15 protein-coding genes are annotated in these 17549 nt (G+C 71.4%); 1 reads left to right on the forward strand and 14 read right to left on the reverse strand.

Annotation, left to right across the window (positions count from 1 at the left end; genetic code table 11):
* Nucleotides 1-189 precede the first annotated feature (189 nt).
* The 3 genes from AC5L38_RS35565 to uvrA form a co-directional block, all read right to left on the reverse strand.
* Nucleotides 190-663, reverse strand: coding sequence for a Rieske (2Fe-2S) protein (locus AC5L38_RS35565; RefSeq protein WP_495247191.1), 474 nt, complete (start codon nt 661-663; stop codon nt 190-192).
* Nucleotides 664-866: 203 nt separating this feature from the next.
* Nucleotides 867-1268, reverse strand: coding sequence for a Rieske (2Fe-2S) protein (locus AC5L38_RS35570; protein WP_495247192.1), 402 nt, complete (start codon nt 1266-1268; stop codon nt 867-869).
* A gap of 88 nt (nt 1269-1356) precedes the next feature.
* Nucleotides 1357-4197, reverse strand: a complete 2841-nt coding sequence (uvrA, locus tag AC5L38_RS35575; protein ID WP_495247193.1) for an excinuclease ABC subunit UvrA — start codon at nt 4195-4197, stop codon at nt 1357-1359.
* 268 nt (nt 4198-4465) lie between these two features.
* Here uvrA and AC5L38_RS35580 point away from each other — a divergent pair, with 268 nt between their 5' ends.
* Nucleotides 4466-5107: an MBL fold metallo-hydrolase gene (locus tag AC5L38_RS35580; RefSeq protein WP_495247194.1), complete on the forward strand. Its 642-nt coding sequence runs from the start codon at nt 4466-4468 to the stop codon at nt 5105-5107.
* A 43-nt stretch (nt 5108-5150) separates the two neighbouring features.
* Here AC5L38_RS35580 and AC5L38_RS35585 read toward each other — a convergent pair whose 3' ends face one another.
* The 11 genes from AC5L38_RS35585 to AC5L38_RS35635 form a co-directional block, all read right to left on the reverse strand.
* Entirely contained in the window at nt 5151-5420 is a 270-nt protein-coding gene (locus tag AC5L38_RS35585) for a hypothetical protein (protein WP_495247195.1), read from the reverse strand.
* 135 nt (nt 5421-5555) lie between these two features.
* The gene (gene pssA / locus AC5L38_RS35590; RefSeq protein WP_495247196.1) at nt 5556-6389 is read right to left on the reverse strand and encodes a CDP-diacylglycerol--serine O-phosphatidyltransferase; all 834 of its coding nucleotides are present in this window, start codon (nt 6387-6389) and stop codon (nt 5556-5558) included.
* Nucleotides 6376-7023 carry a phosphatidylserine decarboxylase gene (locus tag AC5L38_RS35595; RefSeq protein ID WP_495247197.1) on the reverse strand — a complete coding sequence of 216 codons (648 nt, stop codon included), beginning with the start codon at nt 7021-7023 and terminating at the stop codon, nt 6376-6378. Before AC5L38_RS35595 ends, pssA begins: the two co-directional genes overlap by 14 nt.
* Before the next feature lie 127 nt (nt 7024-7150).
* Nucleotides 7151-8140, reverse strand: coding sequence for a TerC family protein (locus AC5L38_RS35600; protein ID WP_495247198.1), 990 nt, complete (start codon nt 8138-8140; stop codon nt 7151-7153).
* Nucleotides 8141-8608: 468 nt separating this feature from the next.
* Nucleotides 8609-9799 carry a glycosyltransferase family 4 protein gene (locus AC5L38_RS35605; RefSeq protein ID WP_495247199.1) on the reverse strand — a complete coding sequence of 397 codons (1191 nt, stop codon included), beginning with the start codon at nt 9797-9799 and terminating at the stop codon, nt 8609-8611.
* A complete protein-coding gene (gene murJ / locus AC5L38_RS35610; RefSeq protein WP_495247200.1) occupies nt 9792-11441 on the reverse strand; it encodes a murein biosynthesis integral membrane protein MurJ in 1650 nt (549 codons plus the stop codon). The genes AC5L38_RS35605 and murJ overlap by 8 nt, the downstream gene beginning before the upstream one ends.
* On the reverse strand, nt 11438-12316 hold the full coding sequence (locus AC5L38_RS35615; RefSeq protein ID WP_495247201.1) for a hypothetical protein: 879 nt from the start codon (nt 12314-12316) through the stop codon (nt 11438-11440). Before AC5L38_RS35615 ends, murJ begins: the two co-directional genes overlap by 4 nt.
* A 4-nt stretch (nt 12317-12320) precedes the next feature.
* On the reverse strand, nt 12321-13307 hold the full coding sequence (locus tag AC5L38_RS35620; RefSeq protein ID WP_495247202.1) for a copper transporter: 987 nt from the start codon (nt 13305-13307) through the stop codon (nt 12321-12323).
* Nucleotides 13304-14515 carry a putative cytokinetic ring protein SteA gene (gene steA, locus AC5L38_RS35625; protein WP_495247203.1) on the reverse strand — a complete coding sequence of 404 codons (1212 nt, stop codon included), beginning with the start codon at nt 14513-14515 and terminating at the stop codon, nt 13304-13306. The genes AC5L38_RS35620 and steA overlap by 4 nt, the downstream gene beginning before the upstream one ends.
* Before the next feature lie 176 nt (nt 14516-14691).
* Nucleotides 14692-16404 (reverse strand): DNA repair protein RecN, encoded by a 1713-nt coding sequence (gene recN, locus AC5L38_RS35630; protein WP_495247204.1) that lies wholly within the window; start codon nt 16402-16404, stop codon nt 14692-14694.
* 90 nt (nt 16405-16494) lie between these two features.
* Nucleotides 16495-17400 (reverse strand): NAD kinase, encoded by a 906-nt coding sequence (locus tag AC5L38_RS35635; protein ID WP_495247205.1) that lies wholly within the window; start codon nt 17398-17400, stop codon nt 16495-16497.
* Nucleotides 17401-17549 lie beyond the last annotated feature (149 nt).

The following is a 17549-nucleotide window of genomic DNA, read 5'->3' on the forward strand; positions in this document are numbered from 1 at the left end:
CCCGTGGCCTTCCCAACCGGGCTCTCCTACGGCCCTCCCACCGGGCTTCGTGGCACCCCTCGTCCCGGCCCGGGACACGGCACGGCGGCCCCACGCGACGGCCGTCGCCCATGAGGTGGCCCGGGCCGTACGGGGACCGCCCGGCCCACCGCCGGGATGTTCCTCCCGGCGGCGGGCCCTCGGCCGGGTTCAGGCGAGGACGATGGAGTCGCCGTCCACCTTGATCGCCTTCTCCTCCAGCGGCTTGGTGGCCGGACCGTTCGCCACGGAACCGTCAGTGATCTTGAACTTGCTGCCGTGGCACGGGCAGTCGATGGTGCCGTCCGCGATCTTGTCGACGTCGCACCCCTGGTGGGTGCAGACCGAGCTGAACGCCTTGAACTCGCCCGCGGCCGGCTGGACGATCACGATCTTCTCGTCCTTGAAGACCTTGCCGCCGCCCTCGGGGATGTCCGCAGTCTTGGCCAGGGCGTTCGCCCCGGAGCCGCCCCCCTCGGCGCCCGCGCTCGTCTCGGCCGCCTCCGGCGCCTGCGAGGAGGCGGTCGAGGAGGTGTCCCCGCCGCTCGCCGCGGGCTCTCCGTACCCCGCGCACGCGGTCAGCACCGCGGCCATCCCGGCCCCTCCGGCGCTCAATATCACCGTACGACGTGTCGTCTCAGTCATGAATATCCTCCAGAATCATCATCTTCAGGTACGGCTCGGACCCCGATGACGGTTCAGCATGCCGCACACCGTGTCAGGGGACTGTGAAGAATTACCTCCTCAGCCCTACTTTCCGGGCCATCCGCGGAATCCCTCTGGAAACCCCCACCGCGGGCTCCGGCCCCAGACGCCCCGGCCGGGGGTCCACGCCCGCCCGGAGGGGGTCAGACCATGATGATGCCGTCGCCCTCGACCTTCAGCGCGTACTGGACCAGCGGCGCCTCCGCCGGGCCCTTGAGGCATTTGCCGGAGTCGGCGGCGAACTCGCTGCCGTGACAGGGGCAGTGGATGACGCCGTCCCCGACCCTTCCGACCGCGCACCCCCGGTGCGGGCAGCTCGCCGAGAACGCCCTGAACATCCCCGAGGACGGCTGGGTGATCACGATCTTCCACTTGGTGATCACCTTGCCGCCGCCGACCGGGATGTCCGCGGTCCGCGCGATGACCTTCCCCTTGATCCCCGGCGGCACGATGGCGGGGGCGGGCTCCCCGCCCCCGCACCCCGCCAGCGCCGCCCCGCACGCCACGGCCCCCGCGGCGGCGATCACCTGCCTGCGCGTGCTCATCGCGGCCCTTCTCGCAATGTCGTCCCCGCCGGAGGCGGGCTGCCGCGTCAAGGGTAGTGACGCGGCGGCCCGCCTCCGGATCCGGCCCTCAGCTGCCGAGGATCTTGCGCAGGAAGCGGCCGGTGTGGCTCTCGTCGATCAGGGCGACCTCCTCGGGGGTGCCGACGGCGAGCACGCTGCCGCCGCGGGAGCCGCCCTCGGGACCCATGTCGATCAGCCAGTCGGCGGTCTTGATCACATCGAGGTTGTGCTCGATGACGATGACCGTGTTACCCCCGTCGACGAGCTTGCCCAGGACGCCCAGCAGCCTGCGGATGTCCTCGAAGTGCAGGCCGGTGGTTGGCTCGTCGAGCACGTAGATCGTCCGGCCGGTGGAGCGGCGCTGCAGCTCGGAGGCGAGCTTGACGCGCTGGGCCTCGCCGCCGGACAGGGTCGTGGCGGGCTGGCCGAGCCTGACGTAGCCCAGGCCGACGTCGTTGAGCGTCTTCAGGTAGCGCTTGATGGCCGGGATGGAGTCGAAGAAGTCGAGAGCCTCCTCGATCGGCATGTCGAGCACCTCGGAGATCGTCTTGCCCTTGTAGTGGACCTCCAGGGTCTCCCGGTTGTAGCGCGCCCCGTGGCAGACCTCGCAGGGCACGTAGACGTCCGGCAGGAAGTTCATCTCGATCTTGAGGGTGCCGTCTCCCGAGCAGGCCTCGCACCGGCCGCCCTTGACGTTGAAGCTGAACCGGCCCTTCTGGTAGCCGCGGACCTTGGCCTCGGTGGTCTGCGCGAACAGGTCGCGGACCTTGTCGAAGACCCCGGTGTAGGTCGCCGGGTTGGACCGGGGCGTGCGGCCGATCGCCGACTGGTCGACGTGCACGACCTTGTCGACCAGGTCCATCCCGTTGACCCGCGCGTGGCGGCCGGGGACGGTGCGCGCCCCGTTCAGCTCCTTGGCCAGCGCGTTGTAGAGGATGTCGTTGACCAGGGTGGACTTGCCCGACCCCGAGACGCCGGTGACCGCGGTCAGCACCCCCAGCGGGAACTCCACGTCGACGCCCTTGAGGTTGTGCTCGCGGGCGCCCTTCACGGTGATCTGCCGCTTCTTGTCGCGCTTGCGGCGGGCGGCGGGGATCGCGATCGACTTGCGGCCGGACAGGTAGGCGCCGGTCATCGAGTCTTCCGAGGCCAGCAGGTCGGCCACGGTGCCCGAGACGACGACCTGGCCGCCGTGCTCGCCTGCCCCGGGGCCGATGTCGACCACCCAGTCGGCGGCGGCGATGGTGTCCTCGTCGTGCTCGACCACGATGAGCGTGTTGCCCATGTCACGCAGCCTGATCAGGGTCTCCAGCAGCCGCTGGTTGTCGCGCTGGTGCAGGCCGATGGAGGGCTCGTCCAGCACGTACAGCACCCCGACCAGGCCCGAGCCGATCTGGGTGGCGAGCCGGATGCGCTGCGCCTCGCCGCCCGCGAGGGTGCCGGAGGCCCGGTCCATGGTCAGGTAGTCGAGACCCACGTCGAGCAGGAAGCCCATCCGGGCGTTGATCTCCTTGACCACCCGCTCGGCGATGTGCATGTCGCGGTCGGACAGCTTCAGCCCCGCCAGGAACGTCGCGCAGTCGCCGATCGACATCGACGAGACCTCGGCGATCGAGCGGTCGTCGACCGTGACGGCCAGCGAGACCGGCTTGAGCCTGGCCCCCTTGCAGGCCGGGCACGGGATCTCCCGCATGTAGCCTTCGAACTTCTCGCGCATGCCGTCGCTGTCGGACTCGCCGTGGCGGCGCTGCACCCAGGGGATGACCCCCTCGAAGGTGGTGTAGTAGGAGCGCTGGCGGCCGTAGCGGTTGCTGTAGCGGACGTGGACCTGCTCGTCGTGGCCGTGCAGCAGGGCCTTCTGCGCCTTCTTGGGGAGCCGCTCCCAGGGGGTGTCGAGACCGAACCCCATGGTCAGGCCGAGCGCCTCGACCAGGCGTACGAAGTAGTCGCTGGTGTGGCCGCCGGCCCACGGGGACAGGGCGCCCTCGCCCAGTGGCCTCTCCGGGTCGGGCACGACCAGGTCGGGGTCGACCTCCATCCGGACGCCCAGGCCCGTGCACTCCGGGCAGGCGCCGAAGGGCGAGTTGAACGAGAACGAGCGGGGCTCCAGCTCCTCGAACGACAGGTCGTCGTAGGGGCAGTAGAGGTGCTCGGAGTAGAAGCGCTCGCGGCCCGGGTCGTCCTCGGGCAGGTCGACGAACTCCAGGGTGATCGTCCCGCCCGACAGGCCCAGGGCGGTCTCGACCGAGCCGGTCAGGCGGCTGCTCGCGCCCTCCTTCACGGACAGGCGGTCGACGATCACCTCGATGTCGTGCTTCTCCTGCTTCTTCAGCGTCGGCGGCTCGTCCAGCCGGACCACGGTGCCGTCGACGCGGGCGCGGGCGAAGCCCTTGGCCTGGAGCTGGGTGAAAAGCTCGGCGTACTCGCCCTTGCGGCCGCGGACCACCGGGGCGAGCACCTGGAAGCGGGTGCCCTCCTGAAGCTCCATGACCCGGTCGACGATCTGCTCCGGGCTCTGCCTGGCGATCGCCCGCCCGCACTGCGGGCAGTGCGGCTTGCCGATCCGGGCCCAGAGCAGGCGCAGGTAGTCGTACACCTCGGTGATCGTGCCGACGGTGGAACGGGGGTTGCGGCTCGTCGACTTCTGGTCGATCGACACCGCGGGCGAGAGCCCCTCGATGAAGTCGACGTCGGGCTTGTCCATCTGCCCGAGGAACTGCCGCGCGTACGCCGACAGCGATTCGACATAGCGACGCTGACCTTCGGCGAAGATCGTGTCGAAGGCCAGGCTGGACTTGCCCGAGCCGGACAGTCCGGTGAAGACGATCAGAGAGTCTCGCGGCAGGTCCAGCGAGACGTCCTTGAGGTTGTGTTCACGTGCACCACGCACGATGAGGCGGTCAGCCACAGCAGTCCCGACGTCGTTGGTAGAGGGTTGGAAGCAGTCGCGGGAAGACTAGCGAGAGGGGCCGACAATTTTCCGGACCGGCGTCCGGAGTCCTTTTCCCGCCCTCTCCAGACTACGGCCTTCCCCCAGACCTGGCAGGTGGCCCACGGTTTCAACGATGTGAACACCCCCCTTATGCCCCGCACCGCCCGCCGGGCGGAATGATGATGGTCACGAGGGCAGGACGCGCACCGTCCCGCCCTGCCGTGACCTTGTCCGAGGAGAATCCGTGACGTACACCGGTGATGTTCAGGTCGGCGGCCCCGCCGACCTGCGCGAGCTGCCCGCCCTGACGATCGCCAAGCTGGCCGTGGGCCCGTTCGACAACAACGCCTACCTGGTCCGGTGCGCCAAGACCGGCGACGGCGTGCTCATCGACGCCGCCGCCGAGCCCGACCGGCTGCTCGAACTCATCGGCGACCGGCCGATCAGCAAGATCGTCACCACCCACCAGCACGGCGACCACTGGCAGGCCCTGGAGGAGGTCGCCAGGGCGACCGGCGCCTCGGTGATCGCCCACCCGCTCGACGCGGGGGCGCTGCCGGTGCCGGTGGACCTGGAGGTGGAGGACGGCGACGGGATCACGGTCGGCGTGGTCAGCCTGAAGGTGATCCACCTGCGCGGGCACACCCCAGGCTCGATCGCCCTGTACCACCCGGGCCACCTGTTCACCGGCGACTCGCTCTTCCCCGGCGGCGTCGGCAACACCAACAAGGACGCCGGACGGTTCACCCAGCTCTTCACCGACGTGTCCGAGCGGATCTTCGACCGGCTGCCGGACGACACCTGGGTCTACCCGGGCCACGGCAAGGACACCACCCTCGGCGCCGAGCGCCCCTCGCTGCCCGAGTGGCGCGAACGCGGCTGGTGACACCACCCGCCGGGCGGCGCCGCTCCTGAGTGAAGGCCGGGCGTCAGCCGCCGAAGACCCGGAGGATCCGGTCCGCGGCCTTGGCCGGATCCTCCACCCGCTCGACCAGGTCACCCCAGGACCAGCGGTAGAACCAGCCCTCGGCCAGCGGGACGCAGTCGAGGGTCTCGTTGAACATCGCCGCCTCGGGATCGCTGACCCGCAGCGACGGCGGGCTCCGCTTGAGCGTCACGCTCATGCCTCTCAGCTCCAGCTCGCGGGCGAGCATGCCGAGGAAGTAGGTGCGCGTGTGCTCGTGCGGCTCGGTTGCCATGAGGCAATTGAACGCAGCCGCGCCGGGCATGGGAAGCGGGTCGGGGCATTCCGGGACGGATACGGGTCCGGGCATGGCGTATCCCCGACCATTCGCCATGCCCTCACGAAACCGGCGTGAGCGCGCCGCGGGCGGTCAGCCGACCCCGGCGGACGCCTTGCGCTGCTCCTTGCGCTTCTCCCGCTTGAACATCAGGACCCGCAGCGGGATGGCCGCCACGATCGTCATCTGCATGACGGCCCCGACCTTGATCAGCGTGTCACCGCCGGCCAGGCCGGCGACCCAGATGGTCAGGCAGGCGACGTTGATCATCATCCAGGCGAGCACGGCGGCCGCCAGGTTGCCCTTGGGCTTGGGGTACTCGATCCGGCTCACCATGAGGTACGCCACCCCGAAGACGGGCAGGACCGCCCAGATCGACGGGGGGAACAGCAGCACGATCGAGACCACGGTCATCGCGCCCATCGGGATGGGCAGCCCCATGAAGTCGCCGCTCTTGGTCTTCACGCAGGCGAACCGCGCGAGCCTGATGACGCCGGCCAGCAGCACCGACGACGCCGCGGCCATCACCAGCAGGAAGGGGATCTGCTGGTTGAACCCCGCCCAGATGACCACCATGAAGGCCGGCGCGAAGCCGAAGCTGATCACGTCGGCGAGGTTGTCCAGCTCGGCGCCCATGGCCGAGGCCCGGAACTTGCGGGCCACCAGGCCGTCGAACAGGTCGCAGGTGGCGCCGATCAGCAGGAGCACCACGGCGGTGCCGAAGAACCTGGGGTCGGCCGCGAAGGGCTTGTCCTGCTGCAGCGCGCTGATGGCCGACCAGGCGAGCACGCAGACCGCGAGGAAGCCGCAGAGGGCGTTGCCGAGGGAGAGGGAGTCCGCGGCCGACAGGCGGAACGCCTTGCCCACGGGTCCTCGTGGCTCGTCGTCCGTCTCGTCCATCGGCCAGCTCGCGTCAGCCGTGGTCAAGACCCGTCACCCCCGCGACCGTCTTCTGGCCCACCGTGACGGCCGGGGCGATCCCCTCGGGAAGGTAGACGTCGACCCGCGAGCCGAGCCTGATCAGGCCGATCCGCTCGGCCCTGGCGACCTTCGCCCCCTCGGCCACGTAGGGCACGATGCGGCGCGCGACCGCGCCGGCGATCTGGACCAGCTCGATGTCGCCGAGCGCGGTGTCCAGGTGCCAGACGACCCGCTCGTTGGTGTCGCTGTCCTTGTTGAACGCGGGCAGATAACCCCCGGACACGTGCTCCATCGAGGTGACCGTACCGGCCAGCGGCGCCCGGTTGACGTGCACGTCGAGCGGGCTCATGAAGATCGCGACCCGGGTGCGGCCGTCCGGCCACGGGTCGATGCTCTGCACCACGCCGTCCGCGGGCGACAGGATCCGCCCGGTGCCCGGAGTGCGATCTGGGTCACGGAAGAACCAGAGCATCCCGCCGGTGAGCGCGGTCAGCGGGACCGCCGCCAGCGCCCAGCGCCGGTCGCGACGGCTGAGCAGGGAGGTCACGGCGGCGGCGGCCACGGTCGGGAGCAACCACGGGGAGACGCCACGTGCCAGGCCCAGCGGACCTGGCATGTGGCTTGCTGAATCGTGGGACACAGGGAACCTTTGTGATGTCTTGCGGCATTAGACCGGTATGTCTACCCGCTCTGGGGCAGGATGTTACCCATCTCTTAGCCCTTATAAGGCGCAATGAGACAAGCAAAGCGCCTCACACGCCGATTCGCTAGCCCTGCTCGACACTCGCCGGGGTGGTGTTTTCCTTGCCCGCGCGGTTGTCACGCCGGACCTTGATCAAGCTGACCACGGTGGTGACGATCATCGTGACGACGATGACCGACAGCGACAACCAGATCGGCACCGCGGGGGCCCAGGAGACGCCGCTGGAGTGCAGAGCCTCAAGGATCAGCTTAACCCCGATGAAACCGAGGATGAACGCAAGACCGAAGCTCAGGTAGACCAGCTTCTGGAGCAGGCCGCCCAGCAGGAAGTACAGCTGGCGCAGGCCCATCAGGGCGAACGCGTTCGCGGTGAAGACGATGAAGGCGTCGGTGGTCAGGCCGAAGATCGCCGGAATCGAGTCGAGCGCGAACAGCAGGTCGGTGGTGCCGATGGCGATCATGACGATCAGCAGCGGGGTGACCAGGCGCTTGCCGTCGACCTTGACAGTGATCTTGGAGCCCACGTAGTCGTCGGTGTGCGGCAGCACCCGCCGCGCCCAGCGCAGCACCGCGTTCTCCTCGAGGTGCTCCTCCTTGCCGAACTGGCGGACGAGCTGGACGGCCGTGTAGATCAGGAACAGGCCGAAGACGTAGAACAGCCAGCCGAAGTTGGCCAGCGCCGCGGCGCCGATCGCGATGAAGATGCCGCGCATGACCAGGGCCATCAGGATGCCGATCAGCAGCACCTTGTGCTGGTGCACCTTCGGCACCGCGAAGCGGGTCATGATGATGTAGAAAACGAAGAGGTTGTCGATACTCAGGCTGTACTCGGTGAGATACCCGGCGATGAACTGGCCCGCGGGGGTGGGACCCGCGACGACCAACAACCCGATGCCGAAGAGCACGGCGAGGGTGACGTAGAAACCGACCCAGAACCCGGCCTGCTTGAGGGAGAACTCTTTCGCCTCGCCTCGATCGACGATCCAGAGGTCGAAGGCGAGGACGACCAGGAGCCCGCCGATGACGGCGAACCATACCCAGACAGGAACATTCACAACTGATAAACCTCCGGCGGCGCGCACGACAGACTGCCGGAGGTCTCTCCCGCCCGCGTGAACCCAGGTCGACATGAAGCGGGTCGACAACGCGGACCGACAGCCCCGGGGGCCTCGTGGAGCGAGACAACACCGTGATGACGAGACTGCCGCGAAGGGATACTCCCCCCCTAACCACGCCAGTATAGATGTCCGGCATGGCGGCGCCTAATCCAACATCACGGCGCCCTCGCTTGTTCCCGAAACCCCGGAACCCGCCCGGAAAACCTGCCGTGAACCAACCACGGAGGACCTGGCATGAACCCGCTCGGGAGGACCCGGCATTGACCTGCTCGGGAGAACCCGGAGCGGACCCGCCCGGAAAAACCCGCCGCGGACCCGCTCAGGGACGCCCGGCGGACCCGCCCGGGAGGACCCGCCGCGGACCCGCCCGGGAGGACCCGCCGTGAGCCCTCGGGCAGACCCGTTCTAAACCGCTCGGGAAGACCCGGTACGACCCGCTCGGGGAAGCCCGTCGTAAACCGCGAGCACCGCCTCGAGCGCCTCCCGCTCGCCCGGCAGCCCACGCCCCCTCCGGGCCGCGGCCCCGGCCAGCTCCTCGGCGAACCCCTCGTCGGTGAGCACCCTCGCGACCGCGTCGCGCATCGCGGCGATGTCCCCGTACGGCACCAGCAGCCCGGCCTCGCCCACCATCGCCGGGATGCCCCCCACGGCGGTGGCGACGACCGCCGTGCCCGCCCGCAGGGCCTCCTGCACGGTGAGCGGCTGCCCCTCCCAGCGGCTCGGCACCACCAGCGCCCTGGCCACCCCGAGCAGGTCCCCCACGTCGGCGCGGTCGCCGAGCAGCCGCACCGGCAGGTTCTCCCGGTCGATCCGCCCCTGCAGCTCCCCCCGCAGCGGCCCGTCCCCCGCCACCAGGAACACCGCCTCGGGCGCCCGCCCCCGGCCCAGGTCGCGCACGGGCCCGGCGTCGGCCGGGCCCGGGGCGGGTCCCGCGTCCCCGGGAGCCTCCCGCAGGGCCTTCGCGACGTCGAGCAGGCTCTCCAGCCCCTTCTGCTGGGCGAGTCTCGCGACCGTCAGGAAGATCACCCGGTCACCCGTGCCCAGCTCTCGCCGTACGTCCTCAGGATCGCGCCCCGAAGCGGGCAGCGAAGGCGCGGGAACGACGGCGGCCTCGACCCGCCCGGCCCCCAGGCGGGCCATCCGCTCCCCCAGGTCCGGGGAGACGACCAGGATCCGGTCGGCGCGGCGGGCCACGATCCGTTCCAGAAGGGCGTAAACGGCACCGACGGCGCCGCCCGCGGTGGCGGCGTTGTGCAGGGTCACCACCAGGCCGGTCCCGGTCCCGGCCAGCGCGATCGCCGCCAGGGCACCGGCCCGCAGCCCGTGGGCGTGCACGGCGTGCGCCCCGCGCAACGTCCGAAGCGTCGAGATCGCCCGCAGGTCGTCGAGCGGGCGGGGCCGGTCGGAGATCGGCACGGGCGCGAAGCGGGCGCCGAGGGCGGCGAAGCCGAAGGCGCGCTCCGTGCTCGGCGGGCCCGCCACGACCACCCGGTGGCCGCCGCGCACCAGCCCCCCGGCCAGCATGGCCACGTGCCGGCCGACCCCTCCCGCGCTCGTGCCCAGCACGAGCGCCACGCGCGTCCCCTGATCAGCCATCGGAACGGCTCTCCTCCCTCGCGGGACCCCGGCGAAGCCTTGCCAGCAGCGCCTGGGCGTCCTCCCTGTCGATCATCACCGCCACGGCCGCGAACACGGCCACCCCGGCCACGCCCGCGGCCAGCCCGACCGCCACGGACGCCCATGTGGACACCGCGCCGAAGGCGCCGACCAGGGCCAGCCCCGCCCCCCAGGCCGCGGCGCCGCCCGCCAGGGTGGCCAGGAGGGTGCGCGGCGTCCCCGCCAGCGTGGCCGCCCCCCTGGCGCGGAACACCGCGACGGCCAGGAGCAGCCCGCCGACGGTCATGCCGACGGTGCTGCCCAGCGCGATCCGCCCGACCACGTGGGCCGGATCCCCCGCGGTGTTGGCGAGCACGATCTGGGCCACCAGCGCGACGGCCCAGCCGGTCACCGAGGCGACGGCCGCCGACCGGCCCCGCCCGCAGGCGTACAGGACGCGGGCCAGGTGGAGCATGAGCGCGTACCCGACCAGGCCCGGCGCGAACAGCGCGACGCCCCTGGCCATCTCGGCGGGGTTTCCGCCCTCGGTCCCGTCGAGGAACACCCGCGAGACCGGTACGGCGACCGCCGCCATCACCCCGGCCGCCAGTCCCGTCACCAGCAGCACGGCCCGGGTGGTGGAGGCGGTCAGGGCGTCGAACCCCGGCCTGTCCCCCTCGGCCGCCCGGGTGGACAGCACCGGGAACGAGCTGGTGGCGATCGGCACCACGAGCACCGCGTACGGCAGCTGGTACAGCGCCCAGGCATAGGTGTAGGCGGCGATCGCGCCCTCGCCGCCCAGGCCGTTGGCCAGGCGGATGACGACGATCAGCGCGACCTGCTGCGCGACCAGCACGGCGAGACCCGCGGTGGCGAGCCTGCGCGCCGTGACCGCGACGCCCGGCGGGAACGTCAGCGTGGGCCGCAGCCGGAGCCCGAGCCGGGACACCGGGCCGACGACGGTGAGCACCATCGCGGCGGCGGCGACGGTCGCGCCGAGGGAGAGCGACAGCTGCCCGGCGCCGCTGAGCTTCGACAGATCCCCGGCGGCCTCCTCGTTGACGGCCTCGAACAGCAGGTTGGAGGCGACGATGAGCAGGCTGGAGACCAGCGGCGCCAGGGCCGGGCCCATGAACCGCCGGTGGGCCTGGAGCACCCCGTACAGCACCACGGCGAGCCCGAAGAAGATCATCCGAGGGGCGAAGACGACGAGCATGCCGCTGCCGGCCTCGACGACGCCGGCCAGGTCGCATCCGTGCGGATCGCCCATGAGCAGCGCGACGATCGGCCCGGCGAAGGCGACGATGAGCAGCGTCAGCGGCACCAGGACGAGCATCGCCCAGGTGAGCAGCGCCGAGGTCGTCCTGCTCGCCTCAGCCCTGGCCTCGGGGTCGTCGCCGGACCTGGAGGCCGCCGAGGCGAGCACCGGCACCACCATCCCGGCCAGCACCCCGCCCGCGACCAGCTCGAAGACGATGTTGGGCACGTAGTTGGCGGTGTTGTATGCGGTGCCCAGGCAGCTGTTGCCGACGCTCTGCGACTGGACGAGATAGCGGCCGAACCCGACGAGCCTGGCCAGGACGGTCACGACTCCGATGAGGAGTGCCGCTCCCGCGACCCCCCGCGCGATCCTCGTGCTCATCGGGGGGCGGGTGCCTGCTCCACAGGGCGACGTCCGAGCATGTCGACGCGGTGCAGGAGGGGGTTGCCCGCGATCACCTTGGTGAAGCTGACCTTCTCCGAGGCCGCGGTCAGCGCGACCACGGTGCCGAGCACGGCGAGCCGTCCGGGACGGCCCAGGGTGACGGTGGCGGCCAGGCCGAGGAGCGCGCCCAGCGCGTTGGCCCCCGCGTCGCCGAGCATCGCCCGCTCGCCGAGGTCCTCGGGCAGCAGCGCGGCGGCGGCCCCCATGGGGAGCGCGACCAGGGCGGCCGGGACGGGGTCCTTCTTGAGCAGCCCCGCGGCGAGCAGGGGCGCGCCGGCGAGCAGGCCCACCTTGATCGCGCGCCCCGGCCGCAGGTCGAAGAGGTTGGCCAGGTTGGCGCTCCCGGCGATCACCCCGCCGTTGACGACGACATCAAAAGGGTTGCGGGAGGTGACGGCGGCGGCGGCCAGGCCGGTCGCGCCGATGCCGAGGATCTTCACGGCCCCGCTGGTGACCTCGCCCTTGGCCAGGGCGCTCAGGTGCCCCTTGAACCCCTTGGACGAGGTCGCGCCGTACAGGTCGTCGTAGGCGCCGAGGCCGCCGCCGCCCGCCACCGCCAGCAGCGCCGCCACCCGGACCCCGCCGGGCAGCCCGGGCATCACGGCCGCGGCCGCCCCGGCACCGGCGACGAACGCCGGGCCCTCCAGCAGGGTGATCGGCTCGCCCCGGTGGTTCGTCCGGGCCCAGGTCTCCGCGTCGCCGACCGGTGGCCTGCGGGTGAAGGCGGCGTACGCGGCACGCGCGGCGACCGCGCCGAGGAACGCGCCGGCGAGGGCGCCCACGAGGGCGCGGGGAAAAGCGCGACGAGCCATCGGGTCATCCTCCGGAGGTGGCCGTGGCGGCCGTGGGGGCGGCCGTGGGGGTCGGCGTCGCGCTGGGCTCGATGCCGGAGACGCCGGGGCCGATGCCGTACTGGCCGGCCAGCCCGGTGAGTTGCTCTCGGAGAGCGTAGACCACCACGACCCGTCCCGCGGGCATATCGGCGGTGTCGACGCTGGAGACCTTCTCGGTGAGGGCCGCGTCCTCGCGGAGCGCGGCGATGGCCCCGCCGGTCGCGGCGGAGGTCTGCGTGCCGGCCAGCACGGTGCCCTGGCCCGCGTCGTCCAGGCCGACCGCCAGCGTCACGAGCGCGCCCGCCTGCTCGCCCGCGGTCTCCCCGGTGTACGCCTCCGCGGGGGCGATCACCAGGGCCACCTCCGCGCGCTTGGCGGGCTCGCCGGTGACGGTGAGCAGGCCGCCGCGCTGGAAGGCGTCGAGGATGCCGGCCCCCGCCGGGTGCTCCTCGCCCACCTGGCTGGCGTCACTGGTCAGGATCGCGCCGGCCAGCACCTCGGCCGCCTTGTCGTACGCCGTGTCCTCGACGGAGAAGACGGTCTCGGGGGCCTTGGCTCCGACGGCCAGCTTGTCGATGAAGCCCGCCTGGGCGGGATCGGTGTAGCGGTCGGTGAGGGTGATCCGGCCGGTCACGGTCGCGCCCGCCTCCTCGATCACCTGCTGCGCCGCCTCGCGCACGCTCGCCGTGCTGCCCGCGGCCTCGACGATCACGATCTTCTCGCCGGCGAGGGCGTCCCGGACCAGCCGGGGGGTGTCGGCGGCCACGAAGGCGTCGTTGGCGGCCTCGCGCTTCTGCAGGGCCTCGACCTGGTCGCGAAGCTCGTTGTTGCCCTCGCGGAACTGGTTGACGGCCAGCTCGCTCGCCTTGATGACGGGGTCTTCGAGCAGGGTGGTGCCCAGCACGATGCCCACCGACAGCGCGAGGAAGATCGCGACGATGGAGACGAGGTGATAGCGGAAATCGATCACGAGAAGAGTCCGACCAACCAGAAGATGAAGCCGCTCCAGACGTCGCGCATGCTGTCCAGCCAGATCTTGCCCACCGGGGAGACGACGATCGCCACCCCCATGGTGATCAGCGTGGTGGCGACGAGCAGGAGCAGGGACGGTGTGGAGATCCGGCTGCGGTAGAGCCGGCTGACGCCTTTCGCGTCGACGAGCTTGCTGCCCACCCGCAGGCGGGTGAGGAAGGTGCTGGCCATGCCCGAGCGGCCCTTGTCGAGGAACTCCACCAGGGTCGCGTGGGTGCCGACGGCGACGATGAGATCGGCGCCCTTGTCGTCGGCGAGCAGCATCGCGATGTCCTCGCTGGTGCCGATCGCCGGGAAGAGCACCGCGGTGCGGCCCAGCTGCTGGACCCGCTCCAGGCCCGGCGCCCTGCCGTCGCGGTAGGCGTGCACGACCAGCTCGGCGCCGGTGGTGAGCGCCTTGGTGGAGACGGAGTCGAAGTCCCCGACGATGATGTCGGGCAGGTATCCGGCCTCCAGGAGCGCGTCCGCGCCGCCGTCCACGCCGATCATGACGGGGCGGTACTCGCGGATGTAGGGGCGGAGGGCGGCGATGTCCTCCTTGTAGTGGTAGCCGCGCACCACGATGAGGACGTGCCTGCCCTCCATGACGGTCCGGACGTCGGGAACGCCGATCCCGTCGATGAGGAGGTCGCGCTCGCGGCGGACGTACTCCATGGTGTTGGCCGCGAACGCCTCGATCTGCACCGTGAGCCCGGCCCGCGCCTCGCTCATCGCGGCCTCGACGGACTCGGCCGTCTGCACGTCGCCCTTGCCGACCACCTCCTCGTCGAGGTGGATGACACCTTCGTGCAGCCTGACCAGGTCGCCGTCCTTGATCCGCTCGAACAGCTCGGGGGTGGCGTTGTCGACGAACGGCACCCCGGCGTCGACGATGATCTGCGGGCCCAGGTTGGGATAGCGGCCGCTGATGCCGGAGGCGACGTTGACGACGCCCGCCGCGCCGCACGCGACAAGCGCCTCCGCGCTCACCCGGTCAACGTCAACGTGATCGATAATCGCGATTTCCCCGGCCCTGAGGCGCTTGGTCAGCCTCTTGGTCCGCCGATCGATTCTCGCCACTGCCGTCACCCCGGGAAGGTCAGTGACCTTCCTGCGGCGGAGGTACCCGGTGAGCCTGTCTTTCAGCCCGTCAATCGGCACCTTCATCACGACCATCCTGCCAGAGGGAACGACCGGGAGAGCCAAACAGCCGGCAGCGTGTCAGATCCGTCACCCGAAACCCCGGGCACCTACTCCCCCGGAACATATGAATTACTCCTTCAACCCATCACGTGACCCATAAGTCCTTTATCCGGCTTATTCAGCCCGTTATAGCGGTCCGTTCACGCCTTGTCGGCGGCGGCGATCGACAGCAGTTCCTCCGCGTGCGCGCGGCCCAGCTCGGAGTCCTCTAGCCCTGCGAGCATGCGGGAGAGCTCGCGCGCCCGGCCGTCCTTGTCGAGGGCGATCACCCCGCTGCGCACCACGCTCCCGTCATCGGCCTTCTCCACGACGAGATGCTGGTCGGCGAAGGCCGCGACCTGGGGAAGGTGGGTGACGACGATCACCTGGGAGGTGCGGGCCAGCCGCGCCAGCCTGCGGCCGATCTCCACCGCGGCCTTGCCGCCCACGCCCGCGTCGACCTCGTCGAAGACGAACGTCGGGACCGGGTCGGCGCCGGCGAAGACCACCTCGATGGCGAGCATCACCCGGCTCAGCTCACCGCCGGAGGCGCCCTTGTTCAGCGGCAGGAGCGGCGAGGCCGGGTGCGGCGCCATGCGCAGCTCGACCTCGTCGACGCCCTGCGGGCCGAACTCGGGGGTGGCGGCGATGGTGACGACCACCCTGGCGTGCGGCATGGCCAGCGCGGTGAGCTCCTCGGTGACGGCCTGCCCGAACCGCTCCGCGGCCGCCGTCCTGATCCGGGTCAGCTCGGCGGCCAGCTCGGTGAGGCGCTCGGTGAGCTCCTCGTGCTCGCGGGTGAGTTCGCCGATCCGGTCGTCGTCGCCGTCGAGCTCCGCCACCCGGGCCGCGGCCCGCGCGGCCCAGGCGAGCACCTCCGCGGTGTCCTGGCCGTATCTGCGGATGACGTGGATGAGCACGGCCCGCCGCTCCTGCACGACCGCGAGCCGGCCCGGGTCGGCGTCGACCGACTCGAAGTACGCGGCCAGCTCGGTGGCGACGTCGGAGATCAGGTAGCCCGCCTCCGCGAGCCGGTCGGCGATCCCGGCGAGCGCGGGGTCGAAGTCGCGCACCGCCTCGACGGCCGCGCGGGCCTCGCCGATCAGCGCGATGGCGTCCGGCATGGACTGCTCGCCGGACAGCGGGTCGCCCAGCAGCGCCCGGTGCGCCGTCTCCGCGGCGCCCCTGAGGGAGTCGGCGTGGGAGAGGCGCTCCTCCTCCTCGCGCAGCTCGACCTCCTCGCCGGGCTTGGGGTCGGCCTTCTCGACCTCGCCGAGCCCGAACCTGAGCTGGTCGGCCTCCTGGGCGCGCTCCCTGGCCCTGGTGGTCAGCTCCTCCAGCTGCTCCGCGATCTTCCTGTGCCGCTTGTAGGCCTGCTCGTAGGCGCGCAGCGGCTTGACCAGCTCCTCGCCTGCGTAGCGGTCGAGGGCGGCCCGCTGGCGGCCCGGCTGCAGCAGCCGCTGCTGGTCCATCTGGCCGTGCACGGCCACCAGGTCCTCGGCCAGGTAGGTGAGGGTGCCGACGGGGACGGTGCGCCCGCCCAGCCAGGCGCGGCTGCGCCCCTCGACGGAGACCGTCCGAGAGATGATCAGCTCGCCGTCCTCGACCACGCCGCCCAGGTCCTGCACCTGCTGGGCGACCCGGCCTGCGGGGTCGACGACCAGCGTGCCCTCGATGGTGGTCTTGCCGGAACCTGGGCGGACACGGGCGGGGTCGGCACGGCCGCCGAACAGCAGCCCCAGACCGGTCACCACCATGGTCTTGCCCGCGCCCGTCTCGCCCGTGACCACGGTGAATCCCGGCGCCAGCTCCAGGACGGCCTCGTCGATCACGCCGAGCCCCTGGATGCGGACCTCCTCGACTCTAGGTCGCACTGGTCCCTCCCGTCACATTGAATTCACCGAACATCAGTGCGGTGCGCGGGCACGATCCTACGCTCTTGAGGCGTCGCCCGCCCGGACGAACTAGGGCCTCACACGGCCACGCCACCCCTGTACGGGGAGATCGAACTTGGCGACCAGCCTGTCGGTGAACGGCGCCCCGGTGTCCTCCAGACCGTGCAGCCGCGCCAGCCGTACCGGCAGCGCGGCCTGCCTGAGCTCCACCCTCGCACCGGCGGGCAGGTCGAACCTGCGGCGGCCGTCGCACCACAGCACCGCGCCCGCCGTCTCCGTCTGGACCTCCAGCGCCAGCTTGGAGCGGGGCGAGACCACCAGGGGGCGGGCGAACAGGGCGTGGGCGCTGATGGGGACCAGCAGCAGGGCCTCCACCTCGGGCCACACGACCGGGCCTCCGGCGGAGAAGGCGTACGCGGTCGAACCGGTCGGTGTGGCGCAGATCACTCCGTCGCACCCCCAGCGCGACAGCGGGCGCCCGTCGATCTCGGCGACCACTTCGAGCATACGCTCGCTCTTCTCGACGGTGGCCTCGTTCAGCGCCCAGCTGTCGGCAAGCAGCTTGCCGTTGAGACGGGCGGTGACCTCGATGGTCATCCGCTCCTCGACGTCGTAGCGGCCGTCCACCACACTGTCGACCGCGTCGGCCAGGTCCTCCACCTCGGCCTCGGCCAGGAAGCCCACGTGGCCGAGGTTGACCCCCAGCAGCGGCACCCCCGCCGGGCGGGCGAGCTCGGCCGCCCTCAGGAGACTGCCGTCCCCGCCGAGCACGATCATCATCTCGGCGGCGTCGACCGCCGCCGAACCGGCGGGTACCACGTCGGCCCCCGCGCAGGCGATCTCGTCGGCCTCGGCGCTGAGAACGCGCACGATCAGCCCGGCGTCCAAGAACCGCTGGATCACCATCCGGGCGCTGTCGACGGCCGCCTCCCGCCCGGTGTGCGCGGTGACCAGCACGGTGCGCTTGGTAGTCATCGATTCTCCTTGAGCGTGGAGACCCTCACCCCGAGGCGGGGAGGGAGACGCGGCGCGGCGCCGCGCGTTTCGGTACCGTGCCCGGCGATGGCGACGACCGGGTCACTACGAGTGTGCCCGGCGGCGCCCCCGCCGGACCGGCGGGGAGA

It is taken from the genome of Streptosporangium nanhuense, from assembly GCF_059358815.1.

Excerpts from the sequence above, each read along its gene's own strand:
- AC5L38_RS35565 (WP_495247191.1), bottom strand. The coding sequence starts at position 663 with ATGACTGAGACGACACGTCGTACGGTGATATTGAGCGCCGGAGGGGCC.
- AC5L38_RS35570 (WP_495247192.1), bottom strand. The coding sequence starts at position 1,268 with ATGAGCACGCGCAGGCAGGTGATCGCCGCCGCGGGGGCCGTGGCGTGC.
- AC5L38_RS35585 (WP_495247195.1), bottom strand. The coding sequence starts at position 5,420 with ATGGCAACCGAGCCGCACGAGCACACGCGCACCTACTTCCTCGGCATG.
- AC5L38_RS35605 (WP_495247199.1), bottom strand. The coding sequence starts at position 9,799 with ATGGCTGATCAGGGGACGCGCGTGGCGCTCGTGCTGGGCACGAGCGCG.
- murJ (WP_495247200.1), bottom strand. The coding sequence starts at position 11,441 with ATGAGCACGAGGATCGCGCGGGGGGTCGCGGGAGCGGCACTCCTCATC.
- AC5L38_RS35615 (WP_495247201.1), bottom strand. The coding sequence starts at position 12,316 with ATGGCTCGTCGCGCTTTTCCCCGCGCCCTCGTGGGCGCCCTCGCCGGC.
- steA (WP_495247203.1), bottom strand. The coding sequence starts at position 14,515 with ATGAAGGTGCCGATTGACGGGCTGAAAGACAGGCTCACCGGGTACCTC.
- AC5L38_RS35635 (WP_495247205.1), bottom strand. The coding sequence starts at position 17,400 with ATGACTACCAAGCGCACCGTGCTGGTCACCGCGCACACCGGGCGGGAG.